We start from the raw sequence: 17,152 nt of genomic DNA, 5'->3' as shown, positions 1-17,152 counted from the left end.
TCTCTCGTGGCGGCGCACGATCTTGGCGCCAGTATACCCCCCGCGCAACAGCTGGGGCGGAGCGATCAGCCCTTCAGCGCATCGACAGCCATCGTGCCGAACTCGCGCGCAAGGGCGGCGGGGCTCTCATCGAAGTCGCTTTCGTGCCGGGCAGGAGAAGGTCGTCCCCCAACCCATCGGCCATCCGCGACCGCCATCAGCATGACCTCGGCAAGATCGGCGTTGCGAGTGCGCAAACAGCCTTCGTGAAGGACACCGTCCCCGACCTCGTAATCATCGGTCTTCGGACGGTCTAGCAGCCATCCCGGACGGGCGATGGTCCAGGCGAGGCCGCACTCCTCCACGGTCCGCTCCATCGCGCGCATGTCGTCGATGATGGCTCCGAGAGCGGGGATCACGCTCGCGCGGAACCAGTCGGGCAGGATCTCCTGATGATCGACGAATGCCGCGGAAATGACGGCAAGGCGATTGCGAGCAGCCCGTCTCATGCCGTCGATGATGGCCTTCGTTCCCTTGCTGTAAAGCGGCGGAGGATCAATCGCCGCGGAGGGGGAAAAGGCGACGCCGAGGCAGGAAATGATGCTTCTCCCGAGCGCGCAGAGATCCGCCAGGTCATCGGACAGCACATCGGCGGAAGCATGGGTGATGCGATCGTCATCTCGGGCGCCTTCGGGGATCGTGTGATGGACGGCGAGGACCCGCAGGTCCCGATGACGGGCCTGGCGGAGGACGTGTTGGCCGGTCACGCCCGATGCTCCGAAAACGACGATATCGTGGTTGGGATCGGTCATGGCCAGTCTCTGTTTAGCGGAAGAGCAGAACAAAAACCTGATCGAGAGCGTTCCTCTGGCACAGGAAACCGATCGCCGCACTGTGCGTGTTGGACTTGAAACAGCCGCCTGGAATTTATACCCCTAGGGGGTTAGGAGTTTGCATGAGCACGACGACCGAAATCCGGACAGATCCCGACGCCACCACCACGCAGGCGAAGACCGCTCGGCTCTACCGGATGGTCATGGACAAGCATGTCTGCCCCTACGGTATCAAATCGAAGTGGCTCCTCGAAAAGCATGGCTTCACGGTGGAGGACCACCCTCTCCGGACGCGTGAGGAAACCGAAGCGTTCAAGGAGAAATACGGTGTCGAAACCACGCCGCAGACCTTCATCGGCGACGAGCGGATCGGCGGTTACGATGCGCTGAAAGCATATTTCGACAGCTCCTTCGCCCAGAAGAAGGACGAGAAGACCTACACCCCGGTGCTGGTGATCTTCGGCGTCTGTGCGTTGATGGCATGGGCCGCGAGCTTCGTGGCGACGGGCAAGGTTGTGTCGCTGCGCGGGATCGAATGGTTCGCTGCGTTTTCGATGGCAGTCCTTGCGATCCAGAAGCTCCGGGATGTCGAGAGCTTTTCGACCATGTTCATCAATTATGACCTGCTGGCGAAGCGGTGGGTCCCCTATGCGTATATCTATCCGTTTGCGGAGGGGCTGGCGGCGGTCCTCATGATTGCTGGAGGGACCTTCGCCCTGATCGGCTCGCCTATCGCGCTTGCCATCGGAAGCATCGGTGCCGCATCGGTCTACAAGGCCGTCTATGTCGACAAGCGCGACCTGAAATGCGCCTGCGTCGGTGGCGATACCAATGTCCCGCTCGGCTTCGTCAGCCTGACGGAGAACCTGGTCATGATGGCCATGGGGATCTGGATGCCGCTCAAGATCCTGTTCCTCTAGAACCATGGATCAGGCCCCTGCGCGGAAGCACGTGCTGCTCCAGCGCCTCTCCTCCGGAGCGACTGCTTAGAATGATCGTCAACGGGGCCCAGGGGCGTCTAGTCTCTATCCCAACAGGAGACACTGCATGACAACCCTCCGTAGCAAGATGTTCGACGAGATTTCGGTCGGCGACGAGGCCGTCCTCGAAAGGACGCTGACCCAGCGGGACATCCTCGCCTTCGCGGGCGTTTCGGGCGACATCAACCCGGCGCATCTCGACGACGGCTTTGCCGCCGGAACCGTTTTCCGGGAGGTGATCGGTCACGGCATGTGGACCGGCGCACTGGTGTCGGCCCTCCTCGGCACCAAGCTCCCCGGCCCCGGAACGATCTACAAGTCGCAATCCTTCAACTTCCTCGCCCCCGTGAAGGTCGGCGATACACTACGTGTCACCGTCAAGGTGACCGGGAAGTCCGATGACGGACGGACGGTCCATCTTTCCTGCTGGGTCACCAACCAGGACGGCAAGAAAGTCCTTTCCGGGGAGGCAGACGTCATCGCCCCTCGCGAGCCCATCGAGGTCGCTGAACCCGAAGTCCCGGCCCTCATCCTCCCCGAACGCGGCGAGAGGCTCCAGGCCCTGATCGACGGAGCGAAGACGTTGCCCGCCTTGCGGGTCGCGGTCGTCCACCCGGTCGGTGCCGTCAGCCTCGAAGGTGCCCTCGCCGCGCGCGAAGACGGCACGATCGAGCCGGTCCTCGTCGGGCCGCGGGCCAAGATCGAAGCCGCCGCCGAAGCGGTCGGTCTCTCCCTCGACGGAATCGAGATTATCGACGTACCCCACAGCCATGCGGCAGGCGATACCGCCGCCAGGCTGGCGGGAGAGCACCAGGTCGATGCAATCATGAAGGGCGCCCTTCACACGGATGAAGTTCTCACGCCGGTTCTCAACCGCAATTACGGCCTGAGGACCGAGCGGCGACTGAGCCACGTCTTCGTGATGGATGCGCCGAGCTATCACAAGCTCCTGCTCATCACCGATGCTGCCGTGAACATCGCTCCGAACCTCGACCAGAAAGCGGACATCCTGCGCAACGCCGTCACCCTCGCGCAGGCGCTGGGGATCGAGACGCCAAAGGCCGCAATCCTCTCAGCGGTGGAGACGGTCACAGGCGCGATCGCTTCCACCGTCGATGCCGCCAGCCTCTGCAAGATGGCCGGACGCGGACAGATCAGCGGTGTGATCGCCGATGGCCCCCTCGCTTTTGACAACGCCATCTCGCCGGAAGCCGCGCGGGTCAAGGGCCTGAGGTCCGAAGTGGCGGGCGATCCGGATATCCTTCTCGTTCCCGACCTTGAAGCGGGGAACATCATGGCGAAGGAGCTCGATTACCTCGGCGGTGCCGTCGCGGCCGGCATTGTCCTTGGTGCCGCCGTGCCGATCATCCTGACGAGCCGGGCAGAAGGACGTCTGCCCAGACGGGCGAGCTGCGCCCTTGCCAGCTACCTCCGGGCAGCGACGAAACGATGACCACGATCCTGACGCTGAACACCGGCTCTTCGAGCGTGAAGTTCGCGCTTTACCGGGATCACTCAAGGATGCTCCGTGGTCAGATCAAGAGCTTTCCGGATGAACCCGTTCTCGCCATCGGCGATATCCGCGAAAAGGTCCCGCAGGTCCGCTCCATCGACAACGCCATTTCGCTGATCCTCGAATGGGTGGGCCGGGAAGTCCCCGGTGCATGCATCGATGCAGTCGGGCACCGGGTCGTTCACGGAGGAAGCGTGTTCGAGGGGCCAGCTCTCCTCGATGACGGAGCCGTTGAGCAAATCCGGGCCCTGTCGCCCCTCGCACCGGGGCACCAGCCAAGCGCGCTCGAAGGCATTGCGGCCGCGAAGCGTCACCTGCCCGGCGCGGTCCAGACGGCGAGCTTCGATACGAGCTTTCACCGCAGCCAACCCGCGCACGTCCAGCTCTATGCCCTGCCCCGGAAAATCCTCGATCAGGGCGTCAGGCGCTACGGATTCCACGGCCTGTCCTACGATTACCTCGCAGGCGCGGCAGCACGGCATCTTTCTCAGAAAGAGCCGCGCATTGTCGCGGCCCATCTTGGCAGCGGCGCGAGCCTGTGCGCGATCCGTGGACGGAGGAGCGTCGCGACGACCATGGGATTCACCGCCCTCGATGGCCTTCCGATGGCGACCCGATGCGGCGATATCGATCCGGGGGTCTTGCTGTATCTCATCGATCAGCAAGGCTGGCCGGTGCACGAGCTGGAGCGGGCGCTCTATCGGGAATCAGGTCTCAAGGGCCTGTCGGGATTGAGCGGTCACATGCCGGAACTTCTCGCCCGGCAGGACGATCCGCTTGTCGCCGAGGCGCTCGACTATTTCTGCCATCGCGTCCGGATTGGCATTGGGGAAATGGCGGCGGCCCTCGGCGGGATTGATGCGCTGGTCTTCGCTGGCGGGATCGGAGAGAATGCGACAGAAATCCGTGAGCGGATCACCATTGGCCTCGATTTCCTAGGCGTCTCCATCGACCAGGAAAGGAACGCCTCAGGCCAAACCGATATCTCCGCCGACGGCGCGAAGGCCACAACGTTGGTCATTCCCACGGACGAAGAAGAGACCATTCGCCGCGACGCAGCCGCCATCCTCGCGACAGGTGCCTGACCGCGGCCGTGTCAGATTCTCCCTGCGGCCGTCCGCTCAAAGGCCGACGCTCTCATGCAGGCAAAGCGTGTCACAAAGTCGTTGGCCGAGGATTTCAGACGCCATGTAACCGAGCGCGCCGCCCTGGTTCCCCCGCGTCGGCATGACAAGCAGCGGAACCCGCTTCTCGTCGACCAACGCGCGCAGGCTCGACAGGACCGAACCGCTCCGAACAAGGAGGGACCCGTCAGGCAGGGTGCCTGCGATCATGTCCCGGAGCTTCTCTTCCATCTCGGGGACCTGTGCTGCGGTCGGCACATCGACCATGACGAGGATGTCCGCATCAGGAGCGTAGGCGCGGGTCCGCTCCACCACGGCGGGGAGGGCCTTCTCTCCATCCCAGGCAATGAGCGCGGAGCTGTAGGGCGTCTCACCCTCCTCCTTCACAACGAGAACATCCTTGCCGGTATGGGTGAGCAGGTACCGCATCGTCGAGCCGAGCTGCGGAGCCTCCAGGGCACGATCGCGGTGATAGCCGATGATCGCAAGGTCGCCGCCCTCATCGAGCACATCGCAGAGGAACGGTCCGGGCAATCCCTCGCCGATATCGAACGCGGTTTCGACACCTTCGCAGCCTGCCTCCCTGATGTCCCTCGCCAGCCTCTCGTCCGCAACGCGGCGCCGCTCCTCCTGATGCGCCGCGCCATTGTCATCGAGGACATGGACGACGCGGAGGCGAGCACCGAACTGCTTCGCGAGTTGCAGGCCCCGCGGGATCACTTCGCGGCTTTCATCGGTGAGGTCCGTTCCGGCTAGGATGGTCCTGATGGCATGATCCGTCATGCTGCAACTCCCCTGGCATTGTTGAGGAACTTGGCAGGCTTCGGCGGCGTTCGGCCTGAGCGAGATCAATGTTCGCGGTCTCTAGGGAAGTCTAGAATGGCATCCATGGCCAAAGGGAGATGCACACCATGCCCTATGACGTTCTGTTCATTCCTGCCGTGACCGAAGACGAGCTGCGGCTCAGCTTCGAGGCGGCACTGCCGATCGCGGAAAAACAGCGAAGCCAGATCGCCGTCGCCTATTGCGAAGATCCTTTGCCGGCCAATGTTGCCTCCGAGGTCTACTGGCAGCCTGCGACGCTGAAATCCTACGAAGCCGAAGTCCAAGCGCGGCGGGAGAGGCTGAAGGCGGAATTCTATGAGCTGTGCGCGCGGCACGGGATCGAGACCGCGCAGCCGGAGGATGCGTTCAAGCACAAAGGGGTTGTCGCGACCTGGCAAGATTTCCGCGGCGACCGCAGCATCATCTTCGGGCAGCTCGGCCGGCTGGCCGATCTCAGCGTGATCGCCCTTGGTCACGAGCCGATGTCGCACTGGATGACGGTCATGGCCGAGGATCTCCTGACCCAGGCGCCTTCGCCGCTCTTGGTCGTCCCTCAAAGCGCGGCGACCCTTCCCCCGTCACGGGTTGTCGTCGGCTGGAACGGCAGCGTCGAGGCTAGTCGAGCGATCCAATTCGCGATGCCTTTCCTTTCTGCGGCAAAGTCCGTCCACGTGGTGACTGTTCGTGAAAAGCACCGCGAATGGCCCTCGGCAGACGATGCCGCCACCTTCCTTCGGTCGAAGGGTGTCGATGCGGAAGGACACAATATCGACCGTTCCGATCAGCATACCGATGACCTTATCGTGGATGAGGCCCAGAGAGTCGATGCCGACTTGCTCGTCCTCGGCGCGTTCTCCCGACCGCGATGGCGGCAGCTCTTCCTCGGTAGCATGACGCGCCGGGCGCTGACGAACCCTCCGCTACCAGTCCTCCTGGCCCATTGAGGTGGCATCCGTCCGCAGCGAGGATGCCGGAAACACCGCCCAGCTGCTCCGGGAGGCGCTTCCCGGAGCCACGCACCACGAGACCCATCTCTCGCACGTTTTCGTGGATAGCCTGGACACCTACAAGCTGAAGAAGCCGGTCAGGCTGTCTTTCGTTGACTACAGCACGGCAGAGAAGCGCAAGGAGGGTTGCGAGAGGGAGCTATCCGTCAACCGGCGGTATTCGCCTGAGCTTTATCTCGGCGTCGAACCGGTGACGATCTCCGGCGACAAGGCGCTGATCGGCGACGACAGCGATCCCGTGGACTGGGTCGTCCATATGCGGAGCTTTGACGAGGAGGACCGCGCCGACAGGGCCCTCACCGAGGGCAGGCTGCCTCCCTCGAAGCTGATCCGGTTCACCGACAGGCTTTTTGCCAGCCATGACGAGACGCCCAGGCTGCGGCTCGATACCTGGCCTGACACGTTCAGGACGCTTGCCCGCAATATCGCGTCCGATCTCTCAAGGCGCCTTTCGGGCCGCGAAGCCAACAGCGTGAAAACTTGGGCCTGGGAGATCGAAGCCTTGATCCACCGCGAGACGGATGCTCTCGATATACGCGGACGGAACGGGCTTCTCGCGCATTGTCATGGCGACCTGCACCTCAAGAATCTCTGCCTCTGGAAGGGTGAGCTTCTCGCCTATGACGCGCTGGAGTTCGACGACAGTCTCGTCCAGATCGACCCCCTCTACGACCTCGCCTTTCTCGTGTCCGACCTGTGGCATGCGGGCCATTGGCATGAGGCGAACGCAGTCGCCAACCGTTACGTCGCTTTGTCCTCAGACTACGGAGGTTGGCTCCTCCTTCCTGCTTATTGCTCGCTCCGAGCCGCGATCAGGGCGATGGCCGAGGCAGCCTCGCAACACCCCAGACGGGCGGCGGCTTACCTGCGCACAGCCCTCGCCTTCCTCCAGCAGCCGCTCCTGCCCAAGTCCGTGCTGATCGCCGGACGGTCGGGCACGGGCAAAACGACGGTGGCCGAACGGCTCGCCTCGATGATGGGGCCGCCGCCCGGTGCCCTGCATATTCGCAGTGACGTCGTGCGCAAACGTCTCGCCGGCCTGATGCCTGAGGAGACGATCACCAGCGATGCGTATACGGAGTCTTCGAAGAAAGCGGTCTACGAGACCTGCCGATTCGAAGCGGAAATACTGGTCGGCAAGTGGCCGGTGATCCTCGACGTGGCCTTGGCTGGCGAGGACCTGCCGCCTGCGGATCTTGTCGAACCGTTCTCCATCAAGGTCTGGCTCGACGCACCCGAAGCCGTTCTCGCACGCAGGCTGGGGAGGCGTCACGGCGACGCTTCGGACGCCGACGCCGCCGTCATGAAACGCCAGAGAAAAACGCCGCCCTCGGACGAGTTCATCCTGATCGATGCCGACGCAGACCCCGAAACCGTCACGGCTAGGGTCGCGGAATGCGTTCTCGGCAATCCCATAGAACGCACCCAAGAGGTCTACGACCCTACCCATGAGATCTGAAGCCTCCACGGCGCAGGAGACGAGCGGCAACGCAGCCATTCCGCCCAATGAGGTTTTCGGCACGGGCCTTGACGCGTCGCATCCTTTTGGCAACCGCACAATCATGCCCACCGGACAGAGCGTCGCTTCCGGCATAGGCGGGACGGGCGGATGTGGTGGTCAGGGAAAGCGTCCGGAGGTTTCCCCGTCGAGGACCGGGGTTTGCTACGTAAGGGGTCCGAACCTTCCTTGCTGACCACCACATGCTCTGGTTTGCCGGACCGAGGAGGCAGCGAATGTCGGAAGAGGACTGCCAGCCCCGTGTTCAGCAACTTGCTTCGGAACAATAGAAGTCACGGGGGTCGGAGAAAAACGAAATGATTTGATCGTTGCTATCGATGTTGGCGATAGATCAGGGGCGCTCGCCGTTCGGCCAAGAACCAGGCAAACCGTTCTCCGCCACCTCCTTCAGTACACGCACTGCCTCTGAAACCGCCTCTGTTACCTGTTCCGCTGGCCAGACAACGAATGCGGGGAAGCTGATCCTTGGCGCTTTCGGGACCTCAAACAACGCGTCGGCGGCGAGGTCCCGTTCGACCAGTCGTTTGGGAAAATATGCTGACCCGCCATGCCGCTTGATGAACGACAGACCAAGAACGCCGAGGTTGATCCGTAGGCCGTGGCTTTGCCGCTCGGGAAATGCCAGGCCGAACTTCCGCCGGAAGTCCCCTCCCCAGTCGACATGAACATAGTCATCGGGAAGAGCCGGGCTCGTCTGGCGCTGTGTCGACACCAAGACCAGCTCCTCCTGGAACAGGGGCTCGGCTTTCAACGCTGGCAAGCTGGTCGGGGAATACATCACGCTGATATCGAGGGTGCCCTCGGCCATCCGCCGGGTGAGGGTATCCGACATCCCGATCTCCGACTGCACCGCAATAGCAGGGTACTCGCGCCGCATCCGGCCCAGCCATTCCAGCAGGATCGGATCCCATATCCCGAAGCGTGCGCCGATCGCAATGACATCAGAATGGCCCTCCGGGATGGAAACTTCGCTTTTCGCATGTTCCCAAACATGGACCAGGGTGGCAGCGTGCTTCTTGAAAAGCTCCCCTGCCGAGGTCAGCGTCACACCGGCCTTGTTCCGGACGAAGAGGGTCCGGCCAAGCTGCTCTTCAAGCGACTTGATCCGGGCACTTACGGTCGATTGCGTGACGAACAACTGCTCGCCTGCTCGGACAAAATTGCGTGTTTCGGCGACGACAAGGAATGTCCGGGCGAGCTCGATATCCAATGGAAGGTCCCCTGCTCGCGCTTTCTATCGATGCGGTCGATATCAGCGTCAAGAAGTTTTCGTTTGTGCCGTGCAGCATGGCCGATCATCTAACATCGGGGAGCCGTGCCCGGCGACGGCCTCTGGTGATTTGTCGAAGGAAGGTATCCGCATGGCGTTGGAACGGTCGACACGGCTTCAAGCGGCCGGGAAGGGCGCGCTAGGCAAGTGCCCGGCCTGCGGCCAGGGACGCCTGCTGCGGCGATACCTGCAGCCCGCCGAAAAATGCACAAGCTGCGGTGAACCGCTTGGCCACCTTCGATCGGACGATGCAGCGCCGTGGCTCACGATCCTGATCGTCGGGCATTTGCTCGTCCCCTTCGTGATTCCGATCGAAGCAGCCGATATACTGCCTCCCGCCGTGTCGAGCATTGGCTGGCCCATGCTGGCGCTGGTTCTGGCAGGGTTCATCCTCCCCCGTGCCAAAGGGTTGTTTCTGGGGCTGCTTTGGTTCGACCAACACGCATCACGCGTCGTTGATGGGGCCTGTGCACCGCCGACGATCCCTCCCATTCCGGGAGAACTCCCGGCAGAAACTTAAATTCGTCCCTGTGAAGATCACGACTTCTTTCCTCGTTCCGGTCTTCTCTTCTTGCTGACAGCCTGAACCCGTTCTGTATGCCACCTGTTCGACCCATCCTCCTCTTGATTGCAGTCCTTGCGCTGGCGCTACCGCCGGCCAAGGCCTCTGCTGGAGATAGCGAAGGTCGACTGTTCTGCGGGACGGATTTGGTCACTCAGGACAAGGATGACCAAGGCACCAGCCTCGTCTGGCTGGCTGAAAGCGCCGAGTTTTCGGAAGACCTTCCGGACCATCTGGGCCCTCCAGAGCAAACCGCGCTCGCCATGCACCGAGGTTGGTCCCGATGCCAATCGTCACCGGAAGCGCAGGATGTTGTCCTCAAGCGCCTGCGTGCCGATAGCGGATCTCGGGCGCCGCCCCACCGGGGCTGAAACCTCACCTGCCTCTGAAATTCGATGGGTATGCGGAGCTCGCTCTCTGCATCATCCGCCTTGTGACCGATATCCTCTGGAATTCCTTTGCCATGTCCCGAACCTCCCTTGCCAATGGCAGCTCAGCGCAAGCATCAAGCTGGGTCGCCGATGCCAAAGCCGGTTTTCTTGTCTCGCTGATTGCCCTTCCCCTGTGCCTGGGAATCGCAGCGGCTTCCGGGTTTCCGCCCATCGCGGGGCTTTACACCGCTATCATTGGCGGCTGCATCGTCTCGTTCCTCGGTGGCTCGCGCTATACCATCAAAGGACCCGCAGCGGGCCTGATCGTGATCGCTCTCGGTGCGGTCACCGAACTGGGCGGCGGGGACATGGTGCTCGGCTACCAGCGTGCGCTGGCTGTCGGCGTCGTCGCCGCGGGCCTCCAGTTCATCCTGGCCTATTTCAAGACTGCCGGGCTCGGCATTTCGATGTCAAAATCCGTCGTGCACGGTATGTTGGCAGCAATCGGCATCATCATCGTCGCCAAGCAGCTCCACGTCCTTCTGGGCGCTAGCCCCCATGCCCATGAAACCTTCGGTCTCCTCGCGGAGCTTCCCAACTCCCTTGCCCACGCGAACCTCGCGGTGGCCCTGATCGGTTTCGGATCGCTCGCCGTCCTTCTCCTATGGCCCATGATTGCAAAGGGCCCGTTGGCCGCAGTGCCGGCGCAACTCGTCGTCCTGGTCGGTGCGATCGCCGCGTCGGTCGCGCTCGGGTTTACCGAAGCCGGTTCCATCAACCTGCTTGGACAGGCCGTTGAGACCGGGCCCCAGTATCTCGTTCCGCTGCCCGACTCGATCGTCGATGGCTTTGCCTTCCCCGACTTCTCGGTCGTCTTCACCCCGGCCTCGATCAAATACATCATCATGTTCGCACTGGTCGGGATGATCGAGTCGACCCTCAGCGTGATCGCGGTGGACTCAATCGTCGAGAAGAAGGAAAAACCTGCCGATCTCAATCGCGATCTCATGGCCGTGTCGGTCGGCAACATGCTTTCGAGCTTCGTGGGCGGGCTTCCGATGATCTCCGAGATTGTCCGGTCCAAAGCCAGCATCGACGCGGGTGCGCAAAGCTCCAAGGCCAACTTCTTCCACGGCCTGATGCTGCTCATTTTCCTCGTTGCCCTGCCGGGGTTGGTCAAGCTCGTCCCGCTCTCCGCGCTTGCAGCCATGCTGGTGGTGGTCGGCTTGCGCCTCGCCTCGCCCAAGGAAGTGCAGCACGCGAACGAAGTCGGTCGTGACCAGCTGGCACTGTTTCTCACGACGCTCGTGGTCACCCTTCTGACCGACCTGTTGATCGGTGTTGCAGCAGGTCTCCTGCTCAAGATCGTGCTGCACTTCCTTCGCGGCGCTACACCCAAATCGCTGTTCGCTCCCAAGGTCGTCACAAGGATCGAGGGCGATCATGCCGTCATGCGCGTGGATGGAGACGCAGCCTTCCCGAGCCTGTTGAGGATCAAGAAAGCCGCTTCGGAGCTTCCCGATTCTGTCCGTTCCCTGACGGTGAATGTGAGCGGCTCGAAGATTGTCGACCATACGTTCCTCAGCGGTGTGGACGTGGCTCTCGCCGACCTCACGGGTGTCGATTACAAGGTGACAGGGCTCGAAAAGCTTACGCCCCGCAGCACGCACCCGCAGCCACACACCTGCGGACGGCCTGATCGCCATGGCACTGGATATGGTTTCGGACAGGGCGTCGACGGACGCCCTTGCAACCTCGGTCAGCGATATGCTGGCCGAGGCAGCGCACCACCTGCCCGACCAAGCGCCGCTGCATGCCTTTGTTCACCACAATACCTTGCATGCATTCGAACATCTTCCGTTCAAGGAGGCTTTACGGCTCGCCGCAAAGGAGTTCGACGCCACCACGCTGATGACGGAGGCGCAATTCGAAGATGCGCGGCAAGAAGGCCGGATACGGAAATCCGATCTTCTCGCTGCCATCGACGAAAGTGTCGAGGATCCCGACGCGGCGCTTTTCGAGGGAGGCCCCACGAGACGGGCTTACCTTCTTTGGCGCCTGCAATCCGGTCTGGAAACGCCTTCGGAGGCTTCGATCGGCTGGTGGTTGCACGACAAGAAATACCTCCATCGACCGCACCCTCTGTCACGTTCTGCGGCGCGGCTCTCGACCTCTCCGCTCTATGCACAGAATCCCCGTGCAACTTCCCCTGCGCAGCTTCAGGCTTTCTGGTCCCAGCTCCTCCTTTCGGTCCCTCCGAAAACGAATGAATCCACCCCCGAGCGGCTTCGCGATGTCATCCTGCGCAGGTATGATCTTGACACTGATGAATGGATCAAGCCCGTCCTGATCCGTCTCTCTGCCGCCTACCTCGACCAAGGGGTGGCGGAGATCGGGATGCCAAACCGCCAGGAAGGTTTCTACAGCGCAGTCCGCTCGGTCCTGACCACCAAGAAGGTCCTCCGCGAACCCTGGCTCGACGGCATTGCAAGCGATTTTGCGTCCTTCCCCGAAGCTGGCGGCGTGGATGCAGTCGAAGCGATCCTAGAGACGTCTGGCTATCCACGGCGTGCCTGGCCATTGGTCATCCGGGCAACCCTCGCGATCCTGCCCGGCTGGGCAGGCATGTTCTCGAAATTCGAACGCGAGGCCGACAAGGCGCCAGCATTTGCCCTGCCTGCAAAGCTTGCCGACTGGCTCGCCGTCGCTCTCCTGCTCGACCGTGCGGCCATTCGGCGCGCTGCGCGGAAGCTGGGACTGCAGACGGCTTCTCTCATGGAAGAGCTGGACGCTGGCCAGACGGAACAGCGCTCCGAGCCGGACGCGACGATCGCGTTCGAAGTGTTCGTGGCCGCGCAGGCTTTCGACCTCGTTGCCACCTTGGCGGAGAGCGAAGAAAAGCGTCGCGGCTTTACGGATGGGATAGCTCGTTTTTCGTCATTCGAGCGCCGCTGGATCCTGCAGCTCGCTTACGAGCGGCGCCACCGGCAAGCGACCCTCGACGCCATGATCGAGCATACGGAGCTCTGCGGCACGGCAAAGCCGGAGGCCCCTCGGCTACAGGCTGTTTTCTGCATGGACGAACGAGAGGAATCGACGCGGCGGCATCTCGAGGAATATGCTCCGGGCACAGAGACCTTCGGCTGCGCAGGCTTCTTCGGCGTCGCGATGAGGTACAAGGGTCTTGACGATGTGACGTCGCGCCCGCTTTGCCCTGTCGTCCGCACACCCCAGCACTATGTCGAGGAGATCCCCGTCGACCGCGAGGAAGCCGAACGGTACAAGGCCGCTCTCCGGCGGCGGGGCCTTGCCCTTGCTCGCGCAGAACAGTCAGAGCGTTCGCTTCTCTTGGGGAGTGCATGGGCCCTGCTGGCCGGGCTGGTCGAAGGCGCACACCTAGTTGCCCGCAGCATCGCCCCGCGCTTCGCCCACCATACGCACCACAAGGCCACCCACGGCCACCACCATGCTCCGCAGACGAGGCTCGCTCTCTTCCGCAAGGATAATGAGACGACACCGGACGGTCTTTATCGCGGCTACAGTTTCGAAGAGGCTGCCGACATCGTCTTCGGCCAGTTGACGAGCATGGGCCTGACGGGTCCCTTCGCGCCGCTCGTGCTGATTGCCGGTCACGGGTCTTCGAGCCTCAATAACCCTCACGAAGCGGCGCATGACTGCGGCGCGACTGGCGGTGGCCGAGGGGGACCGAATGCCCGCGCCTTTGCGCAGATGGCCAACCATCCCGAAGTCAGGTCTCTTTTGTCAGAGAAAGGAATAATAATCCCCGACACCACATGGTTCATCGGCGGCTATCACAACACATGCGATGACAGCATGGCTTACTACGACGAGGACCTCGTCCCTGAACATCATCACCAGGACGTGGCGGCAATGAAAGAGGCGCTCGCCCAAGCCTGCCTCGGCGACGCTCAGGAAAGGTGCCGCAGGTTCGAAGACGCGCCCGCCAATATCGGAAGGCGTGAAGCCCTGCGCATCGCCGAAGCCCACGCCCAGGACCTTGCCCAGCCTCGCCCGGAATACGGCCATGCCACCAATGCCGTTTGCTACATCGGCAGGCGTTCATTGACGCGCGGCCTCTTCCTCGACCGGCGCGCATTCCTGATATCCTACGATCCAGAACAGGACGCCGAAGGCGCCGTTCTCGCCTCCATCCTCGAAGCGGCGGGACCGGTGGGTGCAGGGATCAACCTCGAATACTATTTCAGCTTCGTCGATCCCGTGAAGTTCGGGTGCGGAACGAAACTTCCGCACAATATATCCGGCCTGATCGGCGTGATGGACGGGCATTCATCGGACCTGAGAACCGGCTTGCCCTGGCAGATGGTCGAGATTCACGAGCCCGTGCGTCTGCTGACGATCGTCGAAGCGATGCCAGAGCGTCTTGCACAGATCGCGGCGGACAGCGCCATCGTCGGTTCCTTGGTCGGGAATGGATGGATACAGCTTGTCTCCCGTCATCCCGAGACAGGCGAATATGCCCGCTATCACGACGGGAAGTTCGTTCCGCACACGCCGGAGCTTGCTGGCTTCCCGAGCGCAGAGGCCTCGCACGATCTCTTCTGCGGCGTTCGTGGCCATCTCGGTTTCGGTCACATCCAGGCGTTGAAGGAGGACACTGCCCGTGCCTGATGGTCTCGCCCCCATCGCGTTGCTCACGCTCCTGTCCAGCCTCCTCGCAAGTTCCCTCGTCCAGCTATTCCGGCTTGCGCTCAATCGCAGCAAGTCCGAAGCGGCGACCTTCCGAATGACGGTCAGCGGCCTGCTCGGAGCGGCGGCCAGCGTTATCGCTCTCTCTTTCATCCTGGCGACGTCAGGACCCCAGCGCATCGATGCGGGACACTGGTTCCATCAGGGCAACTACGATTTCGCGATGCTGTTTGTCGTGGACAGCGTCGCCGTGACCTACGGCTTCATCAGCGTGGGTCTCCTGCTGCTCATCGCCGCGTTTTCGCGCAGGTACCTTCACAAGGAGGCGGGGTTCCATCGCTTCTACCTGTTCCTGACCCTCTTCGGTCTTGGTCTGATAACCGTCAGCTTCGCAGGCACGCTGGAAATCCTCACCATAGGGTGGGAAATCGTTGGCCTGCTGTCGGTCCTGCTCATTGCGTTCTTCACCACACGGCCCAAACCGGCGAAGAATGCCCTGCGGGCTTTCGTGACCTACAGGCTTGGCGATGTCGGCCTGATTACCGCGGCACTCATTCTTCACCATCTGCACGCGGCAGGCTTTACGATCCTCGAAGGGCGTTCCTGGTTCGGGATCGGCGAGGGTAGTGCCTCGATCGGGTATCTTCTCCTTCTCGCAGCGGCCGCTAAGTCGGCCCTGTTCCCGGTCAGCGGCTGGCTGCCGCGCGCCATGGAAGGTCCGACGCCGTCAAGCGCAGTCTTCTACGGCGCGCTCTCGGTCCACCTTGGGCCGTTGCTTCTGATCCGGGCAGGCGGGATCATCGAAGCAAATCCGGGTGTCGCGGCTGCGATCGTGGCAATCGGCCTCGTGACAGCCGTGCTCGGACGGATGGTGGGTCAGGTGCAAACCGACGTGAAGAGTCGTCTTGCCTATGGCTCAATCACGCAGCTCGGGATTATCGTTGCGGAGGTCGGACTAGGCCTGCACGTCCTTGCGCTCGTTCATATCGGTGCGCACGCCGCCGTCCGTACCCTGCAGATTCTGCGGGCACCGAGTCTTCTTCACGAGCACCAGCACCTCGAGCAGATGCTCGGTCACCCGTTGCGGTCCGAGCCGTCAGCAGAGACGCCCGGTCCTTTCGCACGCTGGCGGTACGCCTTCTCCCTCGAGCGCGGCGGGCTCGACACCCTGCTGCGCGACAGGGTCGTCTTCGGTGTTCTCGGCCTCGTCGGCCGCCTCGACCGTCTCGACGCCCGTGCAGCCGACCGTCTCATGGGATCTCAAACTTCGCGACCTTCCCATCCTCCTGTTTCGGGAACTGTCCAATGAACTCATCTGCCACTGCCGTCTTTGCAACCTCGAATTCTTCGTCCGTCAAAGGATCGTCGGTTCTCTACGGTATCTTCGGCCTGATGGCCGCGGGATTCGCCGTCGCCATGAGTCCAGCTGCCGGAAACGTGCTCGACTGGAGAACCGGATTTCTCGGCCTAGCCATCTCGGTGGCTTTCGCTCTCGCCAACCTGTTCTTTCCCGGAAGGGTTCGACGGCCGGAGGGGTCCTTGACGCTCGCCTCACTGGCCATTCTCGCAGCAGCGTTGCTCCTCTCTCGGTCGGCGCTCCTCGATCTCACCCTGATCGGTGTGTCGCTCGCCGTGGCCGCGGTGGCGAGCCATGATGGGTTTCGCCATCTCAGGTTGGTCGCTCCCTTCGCAGCTTTCGGGCCGCTTCTCCTCCTCGCGGGGTCATTTCAGGAGACTGAGCCCCTCGCCTCGGCCTTTGGCGCCTTCGGTCTCGCGTTCGTGCTCGGACTGTTCCCGCTGGCGCCGTGGTATGGACGGCTTTTCGAGCGCCTGCCTTCGGCTATCATTGCAGGATTGGTCATTGTACAGATCACGTTCATCACGGGATTCGAAACCCTTCGGCCCGAAACATCCCAAGCCGCCCATCTTGTCCTCGTAAGCCTGGCGATCCTCTCTTCTCTCGTCGCCCTGAGCAGGGCGGATGCACGCAGGGCCCTCGCCGGCTTGATGGGCAGCCAGCTCGCGCTTCTCGCCTATGCCCAAGCGCTGACGCCGGAACTCGCGAAATCCGATGTCATCCTGGCTTCGGCGATGATGATCGCCCTTCCGGGACTGCTCTTGGCTATCGGAGCGCTTGAGGCGAGACGCGGACGGTTGTCGCTGAGCCGACCGTCAGGCAGCTTCGAGAGCACACCCCGGCTTGCCAACACCATCCCTCTTTTCGGGCTTCTTTCGGCCGGTTTTCCGCTCTCGCTTACCTATGTCGGTGAAGACCTGATCCTGCAAAGCGGGTTTGCGAGTGAGCCGGTCATCATTGTCGGATGGGCTGTCGTGATCGCTCTCAATGCGATCATGGCCATCAAGCTGTTCCTCTTCCTCTGCCACGGCTCGGCCGAGAAACAGCGGGGTATTGACCTTCAGCCTGCGAAGTATTGGGCCGCGTGCAGTGCTATCGCCGCACTGTTCTTCGCTTCCTTTGTCGTCGGCTAGGAAATGGTCTC

General features: G+C 62.4%; 12 protein-coding genes and 1 pseudogene. 10 read left to right on the top strand and 3 right to left on the bottom strand.

What is annotated here, in order from left to right:
• Positions 1–65: 65 nt before the first annotated feature.
• A complete protein-coding gene (locus tag IE053_RS11470) occupies positions 66–791 on the bottom strand; it encodes an NAD(P)-dependent oxidoreductase (RefSeq protein ID WP_189576108.1) in 726 nt (241 codons plus the stop codon).
• Positions 792–934: 143 nt separating this feature from the next.
• On the opposite strand from IE053_RS11470, the gene IE053_RS11465 reads away from it, so the two are divergent.
• The 3 genes from IE053_RS11465 (at position 935) to IE053_RS11455 (ending at position 4,390) form a co-directional block, all read left to right on the top strand.
• Positions 935–1,732 (top strand): glutaredoxin family protein, encoded by a 798-nt coding sequence (locus IE053_RS11465; protein ID WP_189576106.1) that lies wholly within the window; start codon positions 935–937, stop codon positions 1,730–1,732.
• Between the two features lie 127 nt (positions 1,733–1,859).
• Positions 1,860–3,245, top strand: a complete 1,386-nt coding sequence (locus IE053_RS11460) for a bifunctional enoyl-CoA hydratase/phosphate acetyltransferase (protein WP_189576104.1) — start codon at positions 1,860–1,862, stop codon at positions 3,243–3,245.
• Complete coding sequence (locus tag IE053_RS11455) at positions 3,242–4,390, top strand: acetate/propionate family kinase (protein ID WP_189576101.1); 1,149 nt, start codon at positions 3,242–3,244, stop codon at positions 4,388–4,390. Before IE053_RS11460 ends, IE053_RS11455 begins: the two co-directional genes overlap by 4 nt.
• 36 nt (positions 4,391–4,426) lie before the next feature.
• Here the strand turns inward: IE053_RS11455 and IE053_RS11450 are convergent, their stop codons facing one another.
• On the bottom strand, positions 4,427–5,212 hold the full coding sequence (locus tag IE053_RS11450; RefSeq protein WP_189576099.1) for a universal stress protein: 786 nt from the start codon (positions 5,210–5,212) through the stop codon (positions 4,427–4,429).
• Positions 5,213–5,340: 128 nt separating this feature from the next.
• On the opposite strand from IE053_RS11450, the gene IE053_RS11445 reads away from it, so the two are divergent.
• Together IE053_RS11445 and IE053_RS11440 are read left to right on the top strand one after the other, a co-directional pair.
• Positions 5,341–6,198: a universal stress protein gene (locus IE053_RS11445; protein ID WP_189576097.1), complete on the top strand. Its 858-nt coding sequence runs from the start codon at positions 5,341–5,343 to the stop codon at positions 6,196–6,198.
• A gap of 1 nt (position 6,199) precedes the next feature.
• A complete protein-coding gene (locus IE053_RS11440; protein WP_189576095.1) occupies positions 6,200–7,720 on the top strand; it encodes a bifunctional aminoglycoside phosphotransferase/ATP-binding protein in 1,521 nt (506 codons plus the stop codon).
• Positions 7,721–8,111: 391 nt separating this feature from the next.
• Here IE053_RS11440 and IE053_RS11435 read toward each other — a convergent pair whose 3' ends face one another.
• On the bottom strand, positions 8,112–8,990 hold the full coding sequence (locus tag IE053_RS11435) for a LysR family transcriptional regulator (RefSeq protein ID WP_189576092.1): 879 nt from the start codon (positions 8,988–8,990) through the stop codon (positions 8,112–8,114).
• A gap of 151 nt (positions 8,991–9,141) precedes the next feature.
• Here IE053_RS11435 and IE053_RS11430 point away from each other — a divergent pair, with 151 nt between their 5' ends.
• The 5 genes and pseudogenes from IE053_RS11430 (at position 9,142) to IE053_RS11410 (ending at position 17,141) form a co-directional block, all read left to right on the top strand.
• Positions 9,142–9,570, top strand: coding sequence for a DUF983 domain-containing protein (locus tag IE053_RS11430; protein WP_229786193.1), 429 nt, complete (start codon positions 9,142–9,144; stop codon positions 9,568–9,570).
• 505 nt (positions 9,571–10,075) lie between these two features.
• Positions 10,076–11,257: pseudogene (locus tag IE053_RS11425) on the top strand (SulP family inorganic anion transporter); the annotation flags it as partial.
• 430 nt (positions 11,258–11,687) lie between these two features.
• Positions 11,688–14,633 (top strand): DUF2309 domain-containing protein, encoded by a 2,946-nt coding sequence (locus tag IE053_RS11420; protein WP_308430437.1) that lies wholly within the window; start codon positions 11,688–11,690, stop codon positions 14,631–14,633.
• Entirely contained in the window at positions 14,626–15,960 is a 1,335-nt protein-coding gene (locus IE053_RS11415; RefSeq protein WP_189576090.1) for a proton-conducting transporter transmembrane domain-containing protein, read from the top strand. Before IE053_RS11420 ends, IE053_RS11415 begins: the two co-directional genes overlap by 8 nt.
• Positions 15,957–17,141 (top strand): proton-conducting transporter transmembrane domain-containing protein, encoded by a 1,185-nt coding sequence (locus IE053_RS11410; protein WP_189576089.1) that lies wholly within the window; start codon positions 15,957–15,959, stop codon positions 17,139–17,141. The genes IE053_RS11415 and IE053_RS11410 overlap by 4 nt, the downstream gene beginning before the upstream one ends.
• Positions 17,142–17,152: the final 11 nt, after the last annotated feature.

Source organism: Parvularcula lutaonensis (genome assembly GCF_014651915.1).
GTDB lineage: Bacteria > Pseudomonadota > Alphaproteobacteria > Caulobacterales > Parvularculaceae > Parvularcula > Parvularcula lutaonensis.
Note: the sequence above shows the minus strand (reverse complement) of the source record. Positions and strands in the feature narration are given on the sequence as shown.